This is a genomic window from Streptomyces sp. CAU 1734 (assembly GCF_039888735.1).
Lineage (GTDB): Bacteria > Actinomycetota > Actinomycetes > Streptomycetales > Streptomycetaceae > Streptomyces.
Window position 1 is genome coordinate 24,017 of record NZ_JBDQQP010000025.1, and the last position, 16,010, is coordinate 40,026.

Annotated in this window: 14 protein-coding genes; 9 read left to right on the top strand and 5 right to left on the bottom strand. The window is 72.8% G+C overall.

What is annotated here, in order from left to right; translation table 11 throughout:
- The first annotated feature begins 206 nt into the window (after positions 1–206).
- Together AAFN69_RS33230 and AAFN69_RS33235 are read left to right on the top strand one after the other, a co-directional pair.
- Entirely contained in the window at positions 207–1,589 is a 1,383-nt protein-coding gene (locus AAFN69_RS33230; RefSeq protein WP_347732641.1) for a transcriptional regulator, read from the top strand.
- Between the two features lie 1,305 nt (positions 1,590–2,894).
- Entirely contained in the window at positions 2,895–4,169 is a 1,275-nt protein-coding gene (locus AAFN69_RS33235; protein ID WP_347732642.1) for a hypothetical protein, read from the top strand.
- Between the two features lie 10 nt (positions 4,170–4,179).
- Here the strand turns inward: AAFN69_RS33235 and AAFN69_RS33240 are convergent, their stop codons facing one another.
- Positions 4,180–5,496 (bottom strand): ABC transporter substrate-binding protein, encoded by a 1,317-nt coding sequence (locus AAFN69_RS33240; RefSeq protein ID WP_347732643.1) that lies wholly within the window; start codon positions 5,494–5,496, stop codon positions 4,180–4,182.
- Between the two features lie 185 nt (positions 5,497–5,681).
- On the opposite strand from AAFN69_RS33240, the gene AAFN69_RS33245 reads away from it, so the two are divergent.
- Complete coding sequence (locus AAFN69_RS33245; protein WP_347732644.1) at positions 5,682–6,119, top strand: hypothetical protein; 438 nt, start codon at positions 5,682–5,684, stop codon at positions 6,117–6,119.
- A 100-nt stretch (positions 6,120–6,219) separates the two neighbouring features.
- Positions 6,220–7,071 carry a formyltetrahydrofolate deformylase gene (gene purU, locus AAFN69_RS33250; protein WP_347732645.1) on the top strand — a complete coding sequence of 284 codons (852 nt, stop codon included), beginning with the start codon at positions 6,220–6,222 and terminating at the stop codon, positions 7,069–7,071.
- A gap of 34 nt (positions 7,072–7,105) precedes the next feature.
- Here the strand turns inward: purU and AAFN69_RS33255 are convergent, their stop codons facing one another.
- Together AAFN69_RS33255 and AAFN69_RS33260 are read right to left on the bottom strand one after the other, a co-directional pair.
- Positions 7,106–8,302, bottom strand: coding sequence for a maleylpyruvate isomerase N-terminal domain-containing protein (locus AAFN69_RS33255; protein ID WP_347732646.1), 1,197 nt, complete (start codon positions 8,300–8,302; stop codon positions 7,106–7,108).
- Entirely contained in the window at positions 8,299–8,877 is a 579-nt protein-coding gene (locus AAFN69_RS33260) for a sigma-70 family RNA polymerase sigma factor (RefSeq protein WP_347732648.1), read from the bottom strand. The genes AAFN69_RS33255 and AAFN69_RS33260 overlap by 4 nt, the downstream gene beginning before the upstream one ends.
- A gap of 225 nt (positions 8,878–9,102) precedes the next feature.
- Between AAFN69_RS33260 and AAFN69_RS33265 the strand changes: the two genes are divergently transcribed.
- The 3 genes from AAFN69_RS33265 (at position 9,103) to AAFN69_RS33275 (ending at position 11,375) form a co-directional block, all read left to right on the top strand.
- Complete coding sequence (locus AAFN69_RS33265) at positions 9,103–9,477, top strand: STAS domain-containing protein (protein ID WP_347732675.1); 375 nt, start codon at positions 9,103–9,105, stop codon at positions 9,475–9,477.
- 230 nt (positions 9,478–9,707) lie between these two features.
- Positions 9,708–10,223 (top strand): EF-hand domain-containing protein, encoded by a 516-nt coding sequence (locus tag AAFN69_RS33270; RefSeq protein ID WP_347732649.1) that lies wholly within the window; start codon positions 9,708–9,710, stop codon positions 10,221–10,223.
- A gap of 594 nt (positions 10,224–10,817) precedes the next feature.
- Positions 10,818–11,375 carry an ATP-binding protein gene (locus tag AAFN69_RS33275; RefSeq protein ID WP_347732650.1) on the top strand — a complete coding sequence of 186 codons (558 nt, stop codon included), beginning with the start codon at positions 10,818–10,820 and terminating at the stop codon, positions 11,373–11,375.
- A gap of 27 nt (positions 11,376–11,402) precedes the next feature.
- On the opposite strand, the gene AAFN69_RS33280 is transcribed toward AAFN69_RS33275, so the two are convergent.
- Entirely contained in the window at positions 11,403–12,491 is a 1,089-nt protein-coding gene (locus AAFN69_RS33280) for a helix-turn-helix domain-containing protein (RefSeq protein ID WP_347732651.1), read from the bottom strand.
- Between the two features lie 71 nt (positions 12,492–12,562).
- Here AAFN69_RS33280 and AAFN69_RS33285 point away from each other — a divergent pair, with 71 nt between their 5' ends.
- Together AAFN69_RS33285 and AAFN69_RS33290 are read left to right on the top strand one after the other, a co-directional pair.
- Positions 12,563–13,909, top strand: a complete 1,347-nt coding sequence (locus AAFN69_RS33285; RefSeq protein ID WP_347732652.1) for an MFS transporter — start codon at positions 12,563–12,565, stop codon at positions 13,907–13,909.
- A gap of 320 nt (positions 13,910–14,229) precedes the next feature.
- Positions 14,230–15,204 (top strand): hypothetical protein, encoded by a 975-nt coding sequence (locus AAFN69_RS33290; RefSeq protein ID WP_347732653.1) that lies wholly within the window; start codon positions 14,230–14,232, stop codon positions 15,202–15,204.
- Between the two features lie 63 nt (positions 15,205–15,267).
- On the opposite strand, the gene AAFN69_RS33295 is transcribed toward AAFN69_RS33290, so the two are convergent.
- On the bottom strand, positions 15,268–15,876 hold the full coding sequence (locus AAFN69_RS33295; RefSeq protein ID WP_347732655.1) for a GNAT family N-acetyltransferase: 609 nt from the start codon (positions 15,874–15,876) through the stop codon (positions 15,268–15,270).
- Positions 15,877–16,010 lie beyond the last annotated feature (134 nt).

Sequence of the window (16,010 nt, forward strand, 5' to 3'; positions counted from 1 at the left end):
CCGGGGAACCGGTGGGGGTTTCCCGGCGACGCGCCGGACGCGATCCGGCACGCACGCGCGGGCCGGGCAGGGGCCGGTGCGCGCGAATACGCCGGCTGTCGGGGGACTTCCGGGAAATCTCGACCAAAACCATGCATTGCGCATTCTCCGTACATCAGCCGGGCAAAGATCCCCGCGTGGATCGCCGCGGCCTCAGGGGGTTACTCATGGCAGCCAGACCTCTCGTCGCCCGACAGCCGAACGAACGGTTGCAGGCACTCATCCAGGAAGCCGGGTGCTCCAATGCCGGACTCGCCCGACGCGTCAACATGGTCGGCGCGGAACGGGGATTGGACCTGCGCTACGACAAGACATCCGTGGCCCGCTGGCTGCGCGGCCAGCAGCCGCGCGGCCGGGCCCCCGGCATCATCGCCGAAGCGCTCGGCCGCAAACTCGGCCGCACCGTCACCATCGACGAGATCGGCATGGCCAACGGCAAGAACCTCGCCTCCGGCGTCGGCCTCCAGTTCTCGCCCACCGTCCTCGGCGCGATCGAGCAGGTCTGCGAGCTCTGGCGCAGCGATGTCGGCCGCCGCGACTTCCTCTCCGGCGCCTCGGTCGCGGCCTCCGCGCTGGTCGAACCCAGCCGCGACTGGCTCATCACCGGCGCCGACACCCAGGTGGCCCGCACCGCGGGCGCCCGGGTCGGCGCCTCGGACGTCGAGGCCGTACGGGCCATGACCGCCGCCCTCACCGAGCTCGACCACCGCTTCGGCAGCGGACATGTCCGCCCGGTCGTCGTGCACTACCTCAACTCCGTCGTCTCCGGCCTGCTCTCCGGCTCCTACCGGGAGACCGTCGGCCGCGAACTCTTCGCCGCCGTCGCACGGCTGACCGAACTCGCGGGCTACATGGCCGTCGACACCAGCCAGCCCGGACTCGCCCAGCGCTACTACATCCAGGCGCTCCGGCTCGCCCAGGCGGCCGGCGACCGGGGCTACGGCGGCTATGTCCTGGCCGCCTCCATGAGCCACCTCGCCGCCCAGCTCGGCAACCCGCGCGAAATCGCCCAACTGGCACGCGCCGCACAGGAAGGAGCCCGGGGCCAGGTCACCCCCAGAGTCGAGGCGATGTTCCAGGCCGCCGAGGCCCGCGGCCACGCGCTGCTCGGCGACGCCCGCACCTGCCACACCGTGGCGGGCAAGGCGCTGACCGCGCTGGAACGGGCGGATCCGGCGGCCGGGGACGACCCGGTCTGGATCTCCCACTTCGACCAGGCGTATCTGGCCGACGAACTGGCCCACTGCTACCGCGACCTCGGCCAGGCGGAGGCCGCGGCGCACTACGCGCAGGACGCGCTGAACGGCCACCCCGAGTCGCGGGCCAGGCGCCGGGCCATCGGGCTCTGCCTGCTGGCCACGGCTCAGGTCCAGCAGCGCGAGGTGGAAGCGGCGTGCCACACCGGGATTCGGGCGGTGGAGCTGCTGGGGGGCCTGCGGTCCAGCCGGGGCGCGGAGTATCTGGACGACCTTCAGCAGCGGCTCGATCCCTTCGCGGAGGAGCCTGCGGTGCGGGAGTTCGGGGCGCGGGTCGAGATGCAGGCGGCCTGATCCGCCGCCGCGGGGGCCCGCCGTGCTGGCCGCACGGCGGGCCGCCTTCTTGCCCGGGGCTCGGCCCCGGGGTTGGCGCGTCTGCCTTCGGCGGGGCTTGGGTGTGCGGGTTGCCCGTATGCCCGGGCGGGGGTCTTGTGTGTGCGGGTTGGGTGCCGCTCCGGTTCGGTACTGGGGCTGCATGATTTACGGCGCATGTACCGCCCTTGTTTTGGTCTTTCTCCTGTGCGCCACAAATCACGCTTGACGCCCCAGTACCGCTCCTGCGCGTCCCCCCTTCCGCGCGTAAGCCCAGTGCGTGATGACAGTGACGAGGGTGCCCGTGTGTCCCGAGTCGGTTTCACAAGGCCGGGAACCCCGGTCCGGAAGGTCACCCGTGGGTGAGTGGGTGATGGGCGTCAGAGTGGGCGGGTGCTTCTGGGCGGGCGCTCCCGCACCAGAACAAGCATGGCTGCGATCGGGGGCCGCTTATCGGGCGACGCTCGTGGAGGGGGTGTGCAGGGTCGTCCCCGGAAGAGCCGGCGGTAAGACCCGGGTGCACAGGACAAGCGGGCCGGTTTCCGCCGGCTCTGAGGAGTCGAGCCCGGAGGACCCCCGGGCCGCCATGACACAAGCACTCCCGCCCCGTACCCGCGCCCCGGAGGGGAGGGAACGGAACAAGACCCCGAGGCACCGCAAGGCGCCGAAGGTGCCTGAAGGCCCGCACCCCGAGACCCCGAACAACACAGGGCACGAGGCGCACAAGAAGAGCCCCACACCCCGGGACCCCGAACAACACGGGCGAGGACGCCACACCGCCCACGCACCGACCCGCACCAGCGAACAAGGGCGAGCAAAACCAAGCCTCGCTGGGGGTACCTCCCAGGCGAAGCTCTGGGGGAGATTGAGGCGCCGGGCTCGGGGCGGAGCCCCGGGAAGGGACCCGCACTCCGGGACCCCGAACAACACGGGCGAGAACGCCACACCGCCCACGCACCGACCCGCACCCGGGAACGAGGGCAAGCAAAATTCAGCCTCGCCGGCGTTTGAGGCGCCGGGTCCGGGGCGGAGCCCCGGAAAGACACCCGCACCCCGGGGCGAGGGCGCACCACACTCCGCCCCGCCGGAGGCAGCCGCGCCGGAGCCCCGGGAAAGGACCCGCACCACGGGGCGAGGGTGCACCACACCCCGCCCCGCCGGAGGCAGACGTGTCCGGGGCCGGGGCGGAGGACCGGGAAGGTGGCCGTGCCGCGGGCTGCGACACGCGAGTCAGCCATACCCGGTAGCGTGAACCGACGTTCCCGTTGGTCCACATGAGGAGTCCTGGTGACGCACAGCGGACAGGGTGACGAGCCGCATCCCGCCGCCCCGCGGCCCCCGCACGGCGGTGCCGTGCCGCCGCCGCCCGGCGGGGAGTTCGGGCCCCCGACGTACGACGCGGCCGGCCCGGACGGGCACCCGCAGGGGTGGGGGGTTCCCTTTCCGGATCTGCCCCGGCTGCCGTCGCAGCCGCTGCCGGACGCCGTGCCGCCCCAGTACCTCGCGCCCCCGCAGGGGATGGACGCGACACAGGTGATCCCCCCGGTCCCGCCCGGCGGCTCCGCGGACGCCACCCAGCTGATCCCGCCCGTGATGGACGCGACCCAGGTGATACCCCCGGTCGGACCGGGCCCCCTCCCGCCGGAGAGCCCGGCCGAGTCCACGACGTACCTCGGGACCATCCCCCGGCACGGGAACCCGCACGGGACCCCGCCCGCCCCGGAGCCCGTCACCCAGTTCCTGCCCCCGGTGCCCCCCGCCCCCGCCGGGATCCCCGGCGAACGGCCCCCGCCCGCCGAGTTCGACAGCCTCTTCCGCAGCTCCTCGGCCGCCGCCGCGGCGGCCGAGCCGCCCCGGGATCCGTACCGGCGCGAGCCGCGCCGCGCGGGTGGGCGGCGCGGGGCCGGCCGGCCGGTGGTCATCGCCGCCGTGGTGGTCGGGTGCGCGGTGCTCGGGCTCGGGGTCAGCGCGCTGATCTACGGCGGGGACGAGGGCGACCCGGACGGCGGGCCCGTCCGGGTCGCGCCCTCCGCCGCACCGGAGGAGCCGGGAGAGAAGCCGGCGGAGAAGCCGGCGGAGAAGCCCGCCGAGAAGCCGGCGGACGACCCGGCCAGGAGTCAGGCCGAGGCGCTGGACAAGCTGCTCGCGGACAGCAACAACAGCCGCTCCGCGGTGGTCCGTTCGGTCGGCGACATCCGCCGCTGCGCGAATCTGGAGCAGGCCGCCGCCGAGCTGCGCGGCGCGGCCGAGCAGCGGCGCGGGCTGGTCACCCGGCTGGCCGGGCTGGACATCGGCGAGCTGCCCGAGCAGGAGGATCTGACCGAGTCGCTCAATGAGGCGTGGCAGGCGTCCGCGGCGGCCGACGACCATTACGCGGCCTGGGCGGACCAGGTCGGCAAGGGCAAGGGCTGCCGGGACGGCCAGGCGCGCACCACCCGGCGCGCCGTCCAGGGCAACCGGGCGAGCGGTGAGGCGACGGAGGCCAAGCGGGAGGCGTCCGGGCTCTGGAACCCGATCGCGGCGAAGTACGGACTGACCGCGCGCGGCGGCGATCAGCTGTAGCGCCGGGGCGTCAGAGCACCGTGGACTCCCGCAGGGTGTCGCCGACGTCCACGAACTCCTCCCGCTGCGCCACCAGCCGCCCGTCCCGCACCATCTGGAAGGTGACCCGGCTGTTGACGATCCGGAGATAGCCGGGGATGCCGAGGAGGTCGTCGTATCCCCAGCGGAGCTCGGGGGTGAGTCCGCCGGTGGTGACCCGTATGCCGTTGTTGAGGGTCTGGGCGATCTTCTGCGGGGTCACCTCGCCGGTGTCCAGCTCCTCCAGGACCGTCCGCAGTACTCCGTAGGCGATCCAGGTGGTCTGCACGCCCGCGTCGGTGGGGTCGATCCGGTTGTCGCCGAAGGCGTGCTCGTCCACGACCCGCTTCATCTCGTCCCAGCGGGTGTCCGCGATCTCGGGGTACCAGCCGGTGAGGAAGGCGCCCTCGAAGATGCCGTTCCGCCCGCCGGTGCGGTCGATGAGGGACTGGCCGACGCTGCCGAGCACGGAGGACACCCGTACGCCGTCCCCGGCGGCGTCGGGCAGCCGCCGGAAGGAGTCGAAGAAGGTCTCGGTCCGCTCCCCGAGCGCGGCCGTGACACAGCCGGGACGCGACTCCTTCCCGCGCTCCGGCCCGCTGGGGGCGGGCTTCCCGGCCTCGCGGCGGGCGCGGGCGGCCGGGGCGCCGTAGTCGGAGGCGTCCTCGGCGGCCGGGACGTCCGTGGTCTTCCGGCCGCCCTCGGCGAGCCCCGCGTCGAGCAGCCGGGGGAGCGAGGTGCCGGCGAAGGTGTCGGGCCGCACCAGGGCGACCCGGCGGCAGACATCGGCGAGCTGGAGGCCGTGGCCGGCGAGGAGGGAGACCTCGCCGCCGTTGACGGGGTAGGAGAGATAGCCGGTGAACTCGGCCCCGGATATCCCGAACCCGCCGATGAAGGGGATCTCGCCGCCTTCGAGTACGGGCATGAAGTCCCTGCCGTGGCGGCTGTAGGAGCCGACGACGGCCACGGCGTTCTCGTCGACCGCGCGCCGGGCGCAGGCGGCGGCGCCCTGGGGGGTGTTCCTCTCGTTGCAGGTGATGACCCGCAGCCGGTGTCCGCCGGCCCCGCCGCGCGCGTTGATCCAGCGGGCGTACGCCTTGGCCATGGCCGGCATCCCGGGCATGTTGGTCGCCTCGGTCCCCTCGGGCGCGAAGGTCATCACGGTGACGGTCCGCCCGGCCTCCCCCGGGGTGCCGGGGACCACCCCGCAGCCGGCGGCCAGCATCGCCCCGGCCGCCAGCAGGGCCGCCGGGCCCCTGCGCCGGGTGCCCGGGGGGCGGGTGGTGGTGGAGCGTCGCCTGTCGGTCATGGGGCCCCACCCTTCCGCCGGCGGGGTAACGGCGGAGTGTGCGCCCTTCAACACGGGGTGACCGGATGGTGAATTACGGGGGGCCCGCGCACCGTCCGGGCCGGGAACGTACGATCGACGGCGTGCAGCAGCAAGGACCGGCTCCCTCTTCCCGTCGCGGCCGTCGCTCATCCACCATGGGCGGTATGCCGCTCAATGACATGCCGTGGTGGCGCTGGCGCACTCAGGTGCGTTCCGCGCTGCACATGCTCTCCGACCCCGTCTTCCAGCGGGAGACCTGGCTCGCCCGCCGGGAGGGGTACGGGGATGTGACCGATGCCGTCTACCGGCTGGTCGAGGACACCTGGCTGGACAACTGGTCCGCCGAGAAGTACGTCGGCACCATCTTCCGCGACTCCAATGAGGCCGCGCTGGTGGATGTCGCGGTGCTCCGGGTGCTGCGGATCATGCACCAGGTGGGCGCCGACGCCGATGTCGTCTCCTATGTGGAGCACCACGGCTGGCCGGAGGCGGTACGGGCCTGCCGGGAGGCGCATGCCACCCTCGCGCTGAACGACGGCGAGGACCCGGACGCCCCGCCCCGCTCGCTGGATGTGCTGCGGATCATGACCCGGTCCGCCTGACCCGACCGGCGGAACGTTCCCTTCGCCGGACCTCCCGCCCCGGTCATCCGGTGGGCGGACGCGATCCGGCCCGCGGGCGCCGGTGTGGCATCCTGCGAGGATGACCGATCAGTACGTCCTGACGCTGGCCAGCCCGGACAGGCAGGGCATCGTCCACGCCGTGTCGAGCTACCTCTTCATCACCGGCTGCAACATCGAGGACAGCCAGCAGTTCGGTGACCGGGACACGGGTCTGTTCTTCATGCGCGTCCACTTCTCGGCCGAGGCGCCGGTGACCGTGGAGAAGCTGCGGGCCAGCTTCGCGGCCGTGGGGGACTCCTTCCAGATGGACTGGCAGATCCATCTGGCCGAGGAGCCGATGCGGATCGTGCTCATGGTCAGCAAGTTCGGTCACTGCCTCAATGACCTGCTCTTCCGCTCCAGCATCGGGGCGCTGCCGGTCGAGATCGCCGCCGTGGTCTCCAATCACCGGGACTTCGCCGAGCTGGTCTCCTCGTACAACATTCCCTTCCACCACATTCCGGTCACCCGCGAGAACAAGGCGGAGGCGGAGGCACAGCTTCTGGAGCTGGTGCGGGAGGAGAATGTGGAGCTGGTGGTCCTGGCCCGCTACATGCAGGTGCTCTCGGACGATCTCTGCAAGCAGCTCAGCGGCCGGATCATCAACATCCACCACTCCTTCCTGCCGAGCTTCAAGGGCGCGAAGCCCTACCACCAGGCCCACGCCCGGGGTGTGAAGCTCATCGGGGCCACCGCGCACTATGTGACGGCCGACCTCGACGAGGGCCCGATCATCGAGCAGGAGGTCGAGCGGGTGGGGCATCAGGTCACGCCGGAGCAGCTGGTCGCGATCGGCCGGGATGTGGAGTGCCAGGCGCTGGCCCGTGCGGTGAAGTGGCACGCGGAACACCGCATCCTGCTCAACGGCCGCCGGACCGTCGTGTTCGCCTGACCGTTCCGGTCGCCCGGCGGACCTGTTCGCGGCCCTATATGCGGCTCAGTGAGGCCGCCGCGTACAGCACGTCCCTGATCGCCTCCCGGTCACCGTCCTGGCCCACCGCGGCCTCCTGCGGTGACACATGGCCCGCCACCAGCCGGCAGAACTCCACCCGGTCCAGCGCCACCTGTGCCACGGAGAGCTCGGGCGATCCCAGGGCGGCGGGGGAGTCGAGCGGGATGTACCAGTCGCCGCCGCCCGCGCCCTCGATCTCCAGATGGAGCGAACGGCCCGGTGAACCGGCCGTGACCAGATGCTTCGCAGGGCCGGCCAGCCCGGTGCGGCGGCGCCCGGCGAGGGCGGCGGGCAGCAGCCGGGCCGCGAGGTCGACCATGTGGTGCATATGGGATCCGCGCGGCGGGTCGTACGGATAGTCCACCGCGTCCGCGATGTCATCCGCGTGCATCCAGCACTCGAAAGCCCGGTCGAGCAGTGAGTCCCGCAGCGGCAGGGCGAAATCACCGTAGGAGACGGCGAGGTCGGACACGCCACGGCCCGCGAACGACACCGTGCGGATGAGGGTGTGGCTCTGGTCCCGCCAGGGGCCGTGCACCTCGCTGGAGACGGTGCCGGCCTCCGAGCGCCAGTACTTCTCCGTGCGCTCCGCCGGTGCCCGCGGCGCGTCCCGACCCAGCGGGTCGTCCAGCCCGAGTGATCCGGCCACCAGGCCGTCGACGGTCAGCAGATGGCCGATGACCCCGGCGACCGTGGTCTCCCGGACGCTCTCCTCCTCGCTCTCGAACCACCGCAGCCGCACCGGGGCGTTCCACTCCGCCGTGCCGAAGTCGCGCAGCAGGGCGTCGAGCCGGGCCGTCTCCGCGTCATAGGGCGCGGCCCACTCCGGCACCGGGATCCGGGCCGGTCTGCGGCCCAGGCAGTTCTCCAGCACCCGGAACCGCAGCAGCGGGTCGAGATCCAGACTCCGCTCGGTGTGCAGCAGCGCCACCGCGTCCCGCAGTCGCAGCGCCTCGTCCGCGCACGGCGCGCAGTCGCCGAGATGGATCTCCACCGCCTCGGTCTCCTCGGCGGAACACGCGGAGAGCGCCCACGCGCCGAGAAGGGATTTGAGGACCTTGTGGGAGGGCGGTCCCTCCCCCTCGCCGTCCTCGCCGACGGGCCCGGATTCCGGGGTGATGTTTGCGTCTGCATCCGGGCCGGCGCCGCAGCCATCCGGTGGGCCGTTCACAGGGAACGCCCGGATCCCGGCGGCGCGGAGCCCTCCAGCGGGCGGGTGTGCGCGGTGGAGAGGAGCTGGAGGCCGAGCCGCAGCCGGCGCCGGGCCTCGTCCTCGCTCACCCCGAGGTCCTTCGCGGTCTGCCGGTAGTCCCGCCGCTGGTGGTAGGCGAGCTCCAGCGCGGCCCGCAGCGGTGCGGGCATCGAGGTCACGATGTAGTCGGCGCGGGCGGCGACGGCGGCCCGGCGCACCTTCTGCTCGACCTCCTCCGACGAGCCGCGCCCGGCCGCGAGCGCCGCGGCCTCGGTCATCCGCAGCCGGTGCACCGCCTGGCTGTTGGTGATCTTGGCGACCCAGGACCGGAGTGAGCCCTCCTTGGGGTCGTAGGCGTCGGGGTTCTCCCAGATGTAGCCGAAGACCTCCCGGGTCACCAGGTCCGCCGCCTCGTCGTCGTCCAGCACCCGGTGGGCCAGCATGTGCACGATGGAGGCGAACCTGTCGTACAGCTCTCCGAGCGCGGCGGCCTCGCCCCGCGCCAGCCGCTGCTGCATCCTGCGGTCCCAGCGCGGCGGTGTGTCCCTTGCCATCCGGCCCCCAAGTCGTGCCCCTGCGTGATGCTTCCGTGCCTTTCCGTACCCGGCCCCTCCTTCGAATGTAATGTGCGCGGCCACTGGCGCACGCCCCTTTGCTTCAAGTGCGCCCCCCGGGGAAGGCGCGCGTGGTAAGAGGCGCTCCGCCGGCGAACCCGCTTCCGGTATCGGGTTTCCCCGTCTGTGCGACAGGGAAGAGGCGCGCAAACGGGAGGTTCGGTGGTGGCACTCACAGTGGACGGCGCCCTGCGGGGCGGATGGACCGTGCTGCGTATCCGCGGCGAACTGGACCTGGTGTCCTCGTCCGAGGTGCGCAGACAGGTGCACGCGGCGGTCGCGGCGGGGCGCCGGGAGGTGGTGCTCGATCTCTCCGGTGTGCGGTTCTGCGATTCCAGCGGTGTCGGGGTGTTAATCGCCGCCCGGCGGCTGCTCCATTCCTGCGGCGGCGGACTCCGGCTGATCCTGCCCGCGCAGGGGGCGGCGGAGGGTTCGCATGTGAACCGGGTGCTCGGCGCGCTGGGTGTGCGGCGTCTCTTCGAGGTGTACGAGGACGCCGGCGCGGCGACCGGTGAGGACGCCACCCCGCTCTCCGCGTAGCGCTCCGGCGGACGGGTGTCCCGGTCCGGGCGGGCCTCTCGGTCCGGACAGGTCGAACTGCCGTGTGACCGGGCGCACTTGCGAGTGTGGCCGTGTCCGTCCGGGACGCGGTGTCCGCAGGTCGCGCCGGGTGTGCCGCCCATACCGTCCGCCGTGTCCCCCGCGGGTGCGATCCGGTGAATTGGCGGGTACTTGCACGCGTCAGCCATCGCGTCTCGTACGCTCCCGCCATGGACAGCGCAGAGTACGAGCGCAAGATCGCGTCTCGGTTCGCCGCCTTTGACCAGGACGGCAACGGCTATATCGACCGTGAGGACTTCAGCGGGGCGGCCGCCAAGCTCCTCGCCGAATTCTCCACGACCGCCCGCTGCGAGAAGGGCCAGGCCCTGTACTACGGGGCCGAGGCGTTCTGGCAGGGCATGGCGGGGATCGCCGATGTCGACGGTGATCAGCGGGTGAGCCGCCAGGAGTTCATCACCGGTGCGGTGAAGCGGCTCCGGGACCGTCCCCAGCGGTTCGCCGAGATCGCCCGGCCCTTCCTGCACGCGGTGATCGCCATCGCCGACGAGGACGGCCGGGGGGTGACCCCATTGGCGGCCGAACGCGTGCTGAAGGTCCTCGGCGTGGAACCCGAGCGGGCCGCCAGGGTCGCCGGCGCCCTGGACACGGACGCCAACGGCCGGATCGGCGAGGACGACATCCTGGCCGGTTTCGCCGCGTACTACGTGACCCCCGAGCACCCCTGAGCCATCCGACCCCCCACCCGGTCATCCCCCTGAACATCCCCGCCTCCCGGGCCCGGCCTCAACCGCCGGGCCCGCCGTCTCGGTCCGTCCCGGTCCCGGCGAGACTGACGGTGCGTCAGAGGGGCGCCGCGGGGCCGGCGCGCACAGGGCCGGCGGTCGGCCGGGTGAGTGGTCCGGTGGTCCGGAAGGGTGCCGCCGGGCGGAGAGATCATCACTCAGCGTAGATACCGGCCCTATCCATTCGGCGGTCGCGCGGTGTACCGCCCTTCCCCCTTCGTGCCCTTGTTCTGATCCCGGGAGAGTGGCCGGGACCCTTTCGGAGGGCTCGACTCCGGTACGCTCCGTCAGATGCGAGTCGTACCGAGTTCCCTGGCCAGCCGGTTCACGATGCTCTGTTCGACTCCCCACAGCGTGCGTCGCACAGTATCCGCCATGGGTAATCCTTCGCGCTGGAATATGCCCGAAGCGCTTGTTGCGGTGCATGCGCGTCAACCATGCTGTCGCGTAAGGACGTCACATTCTGTGACCTGGTCGAGGTCGAAGACCCAGTCGAGGCGCGAGACGTTGTGTCCGCCGGTTCGGATGGTGTGAGCGGTGCAGGTGCTCCAGGTTCAGTTGGAGGTCGGTCCGGATCCCGCAGAGGTGGGACGGGCCCGCAGATGGGCCAGGTCCCGGCTGGCCGGGTCCGGGATAGGGGATGACGAGCCGCTCGCCGAGACCCTGATCCTGCTGATTTCCGAGCTGGTCACCAACGCGGTGGTGCACACCGGGTGCCCGGCCGTGCTGCGCATGCTGTTCGGCGCGGGGGCCGTGGAGGCGGGGACGGTACGGGTGGAGGTCGCCGACGCGTCCGAACTCCCGCCCAGCCCGCGGCATGCCGACGGCGACGACACCAACGGCCGTGGCCTGGAGCTGGTGGACGGCCTCGCCGACCGCTGGGGCTGGAAGCGCGAGGGCCGCGGCAAGTCCATCTGGTGCGAAGTGGACCGGGGCGTACCGGAGATCGCCTATCTGCGCTGCGCGGCCCGCCGCGCCGCCGGTGCGCAGCGCCGCCTCTTCCCGCCGCCGTCTCCTCCCGCCGCGGCCGGCGCCCCCGCGCCCGTACCGCTTCCGGTGCCGGCTCCGGCCGGCCGGCAGACCGTCCCCTCCTGAGGTCACGACTCCCGGGGCGGGGTCTCGTCAGCCGGTGGCGGCGGTCACCCGGCCGGGGTTGCCGGTGGTGCGGAAGGTGCGGCGGTAGACCGTCGGGGGCACTCCGAGCACGGTCTGCATGTGCTGCCGCATCGACTGCGCCGTACCGAATCCGGCGTCCCGGGCGACCTGTTCCACCGGCAGATCGGTGGATTCCAGCAGCTGGCGAGCGCGTTCCACGCGCTGCTGGGTGAGCCACTGCCCGGGGCTGACGCCGACCTCGTCCCGGAATCGCCGGGTGAAGGTCCGTACGCTCATCGACTCCTGTTCGGCGAGGTCGCGGAGTTGAATCGGCTCGTGCAGCCGTCCCAGCGCCCAGCCGCGCGCGGTGCCCGTGGTCGCGATCTGCGGCTCCGGCACGGGCCGCCGGATGTACTGCGCCTGCCCGCCGTCCCGGTGCGGCGGTACGACACTGCGCCGGGCCACGTCATTGGCGACGGCCGAGCCGTGGTCCCGCCGGACCATGTGGATGCAGAGATCGATTCCGGCCGCCACGCCCGCCGAGGTCAGTACGTCGCCGTCGTCGACGTACAGCACGTCCGGATCGATCCGGACGGAGGGGAAGAGCCGCTGGAAATGCTCCGTCCACGACCAGTGGGTGGTGGCGGGCCGCCCGTCGAGACGGCCGGCGGCGGCGAGATGGAAGACACCGGTGCAGATGGAGGCCAGCCGGGTGCCGGGCCGGATCAGCGCGAAGACCTCGGCCAGATCGTCCGGGAGCCGTCCCTCGCGGAAGACGGAGCCGGGCTCGTACGCGGCCGGGACGATCACCGTGTCGGCCTCGGCGAGAGTGTCGGGTCCGTGCTCCACATGCAGCGCGAAGTCGGTGTCGGTGCGGACCCGGCCGGGGACGGGGGTGCAGGTGGTGACCGTGTAGAGCGGCTCGCCGGCGGCGGAGAGCGAGCGGCCGAAGATCCGGTGGGGGATGCCGAGTTCGAAGGGGATGACCCCGGGGAGCGCGAGCACGGCGATCCGGTGCGGGCGGCGGCCCTCCGGGGCCGTGTGCCCGTCGGCGTCGGCGTCGGTGTCCGTGGCGGTGTTCGCGTCCGGTCCCGGCTGTTCCGTGGTCCGCTCCATGGCCCGATCCTAGCGAAAGGTGTCCCTTCGGCCACTCGTTGGCCGGGATCGCCCCCCGGATGCTGGTGCCTGTGACCGAGACACGCCCATCGCATCCCGCCGCCCCGCCGGCCGCCTCCGGCCGTCCGCCCCGCCCCGCCGGCCGGATCCACCGTGCCTGGTCCGTCGCCGCCGTCACCTTTGTGACGATCATCGGAGCGGCCGGCTTCGCCTCACTGCCCGGCCTGCTGATCGATCCGCTCCACCGGGAGTTCGACTGGTCGCGCGGCACCATCGGCTTCGCCGTCTCCGTCAACCTCGCGCTCTACGGGCTGACCGCGCCCTTCGCCGCCGCGCTGATGGACCGGTTCGGCATCCGCCGGGTGGTCGCCGCCGCCCTGACGGTGATCGCGGCCGGCGCCGGCCTCACCGTCGTCATGACCGAGCCCTGGCAGCTGATCCTCTACTGGGGTGTGCTGGTCGGTCTCGGCAGCGGCTCGATGGCGCTCGCCTTCGCCGCGACCGTCACCAACCGCTGGTTCGTGAAGCGGCGCGGCCTGGTCACCGGCATACTCACCGCCGCCGGCGCCTCCGGGCAGCTGGTCTTCCTCCCCCTGCTCTCCTGGCTGGTGGAGGATCACGGCTGGCGCCCGGCCGCGATCACCGTCGCGCTGGCCGCCCTGGCGGTGGTCCCCTTCGTCTGGCTGCTGCTGCGCGACCATCCGGCGGATGTGGGCGTCCCGGCGTACGGGGCGGCGGAGTTCACCCCCAGGCCGTCCCCGGTCCCGGGCGCCGCCCGCCGCGCGGTGGCCGTCCTTCTCCGGGCCGCCCGCACCGGACCGTTCTGGCTGCTCGCGGGCACCTTCGCGATCTGCGGAGCCTCCACCAACGGCCTGGTGAAGACGCATTTCGTGCCCGCCGCGCACGATCACGGCATGGCGATCACGGCGGCGGCCTCGCTGCTCGCGGTGATCGGTGTCTTCGATGTCATCGGCACGATCGCCTCCGGCTGGTTCACCGACCGCTTCGACGCCCGGCGGCTGCTGGCGGTGTACTACGCGCTCCGGGGGATCAGCCTGCTCTTCCTGCCGATGCTGCTCGCCCCGACCGTGAACCCGCCGATGATCTTCTTCATCGTCTTCTACGGCCTGGACTGGGTGGCGACCGTCCCGCCGACGATCGCGCTCTGCCGGGAGCACTACGGCGAGGACAGCGCCATCGTCTTCGGCTGGGTGCTCGCCTCCCACCAGGTGGGCGCGGCGGTGGTCGCCTTCGCGGGCGGCTGGGCGCGGGATGTGTTCGGCTCGTACGACGTGGTCTGGTACGCATCGGGCGCGCTCTGCGCCGTGGCGGCCCTGCTGGCACTGGTGATCCGGCACACTCCGCGGCCACCGTCCCCGAAGCCGGGTGTCCCGGCGCCGGCGGGGATACGGGACTGAGCCGTGCAGGCGGCGCGCCCGGTCCGGGGCCCGTGCGTGTTCCCGCCGCGCCGGCGGCCGTCTCTCCGCGCGGTGGGCCGACGGCAGCGGCCGGGCGGGGCGGGGTGCGGCGGCCCGGGTGGCTCCGGTGTCCCGGGTGTCACCTGTGTCCTGGGTGTCACCTGCGTCGCCGGTCGAGCGGAGATATCTGACGGCGGTGGCGGCCATCGCCGCGTGTCCCGGCACCCCTCCATTTATGGTGACGGAGCGTCAGGGGGAAGCTCTGGTATCCGGATGTCCCCGGAGCGCGCCGGAAATATGCGCTGTTCTACCGTGAAACCATGGAGAGCAAGGCCGGTTGCGGCCCGGACCCAGGCCCAGGCATCCCGTCGAGCCCCTGGCGATGGCATCCGCGTGATGTCACCGCCGCCGCGGCGGCGTGCACGGTTCAGCTCGCGGTCGCCGGCACGGTCTGGTTCATCGTGCGCGCGACCGTCACCGACGACTACGACCGACCCGTCGCCGTGCTCGGCCCGCTCTGTCTCCTCCTGCTCGGACCGCCGGCGGTGGCCGCCGCCGGACTGCTCCAGGCCGTCCTCCTGCCCCTGCCGGCCGTCGCGTTCGCCGACTGGTCCGCCCGCCGCCACGGCGTACCCGCATGGCGCCCGGGGGTCCTCGCGGCCATGGCGCTCGGTGCCCTCTGGGCCGTGCCGTGCGCCCTGCTCGGTGCCGGATTCCCCGCCGCCTGGGCGTGGATCGCGGCCGGAGCCGTACTCCCGCTCCTCGCCGTCGCGTACTACCGGCGCCGCGAGGCGCGGCGGGGCTCCCCGTACCCGGGGCGGAGTATTTGGTTCCATGCCTTCGCCCAGTCGGCGCTGCTCGTCCCGGCCGCGGTCGGGGTGATGGCGGTCGCCACCGCGACGGGGGTGCTGCGGGAGTACGAGCCGCCGGAGCCGACCGCCGCGCGGCTCACCGGTGCGTGGGAGGGGCCCGGTGAGGCGGTCGTCCGCCTCGACCGGGGCGGACGGGCGGCCGTCACCGCCGTACCGGACGCCATCGACGGCGAGCCGTGCGACGGGACCGGCACCTGGTCGCTCGACACCTCGGGCCACCGGGACCGGGTGATCCTCGATGTGAAGGGCTGCGGAAGCGGGGCCGAGTGGCTGATCTCGGGGACCGCGGACCGTCCCGAACTGGTGCTCTCCGTCGGGGACCCCGACGCCGGGGACCTGAGGATCTTCGTCCGCGCCGCCAGCGGGTCTCTCGTCGCGGACGGCCGCACCGGCCGGCTCCTCCCGGCACCCCCGGGTGCCTGACGCCGCCCCCGGTACTCCGCCGCACTGCGGCGGGGTACCGGGGGCAGCTCCGCCGGGCGGGGCTCAGGCTCCGGTGTCCGGGCGGGGTGCGCGGCGCATCGCCCACAGGACCGGGCCGCCGCCGGGCAGTTCGACCTCGCCGAGGACGGTGAAGCCGAAGTGCTCGTACACGGGGATGTTGGCCGGCTTGGAGGACTCCAGATACACGGGCAGGCCGGCCGCGTCCGCCTTGGCCAGGCCCGAGCGGAGGAGGGCGGATCCGTGGCCCCGGCCCTGGGCGGCCGGGTCGGCGCCGATCACCGCGAGGTACCAGTGGGGCTCCGTCGGGGAGTGCTTGGCGGCCAGTTCGACGGCGTCGCGGAAGAGCGGGGCGCGCTCGCCGAGGATGTCGGTGAGCTCCGCGATGGTCTCCGCGTCCGGTACGGCTTTGTCCCTGCCCTCCGGCGACACCCAGAAGGAGGCCGCCGCGTCGGTGCGCTCGCACACGCCGTGGAGGCCGTACTGCCGGGTGAAGAGCGTGGTGAAGTAGCGAATCAGCGATGCCGGGCGAGTGGCGTCGTCCGGGAAGAACCAGCGCGTCATCGGGTCATCGTCGAAAGCGGCGGCCAGGGTGCGGCTCACCGGTTCTGCGTCGACGATCTCTGCCCTTTTCGGGGTGTTCGTTATCGGCATACGTGCATTCTGCACCCATGATGATCACCGCTGATCAGGGGGTCACCCAGGGGTGCGGGAGGCGATGGGGGAGCCCTCGGCGGACCCCGCCGGTGACCTGGCTGCGGGGCTGGGGACGCGTACGTCGCCCGGCA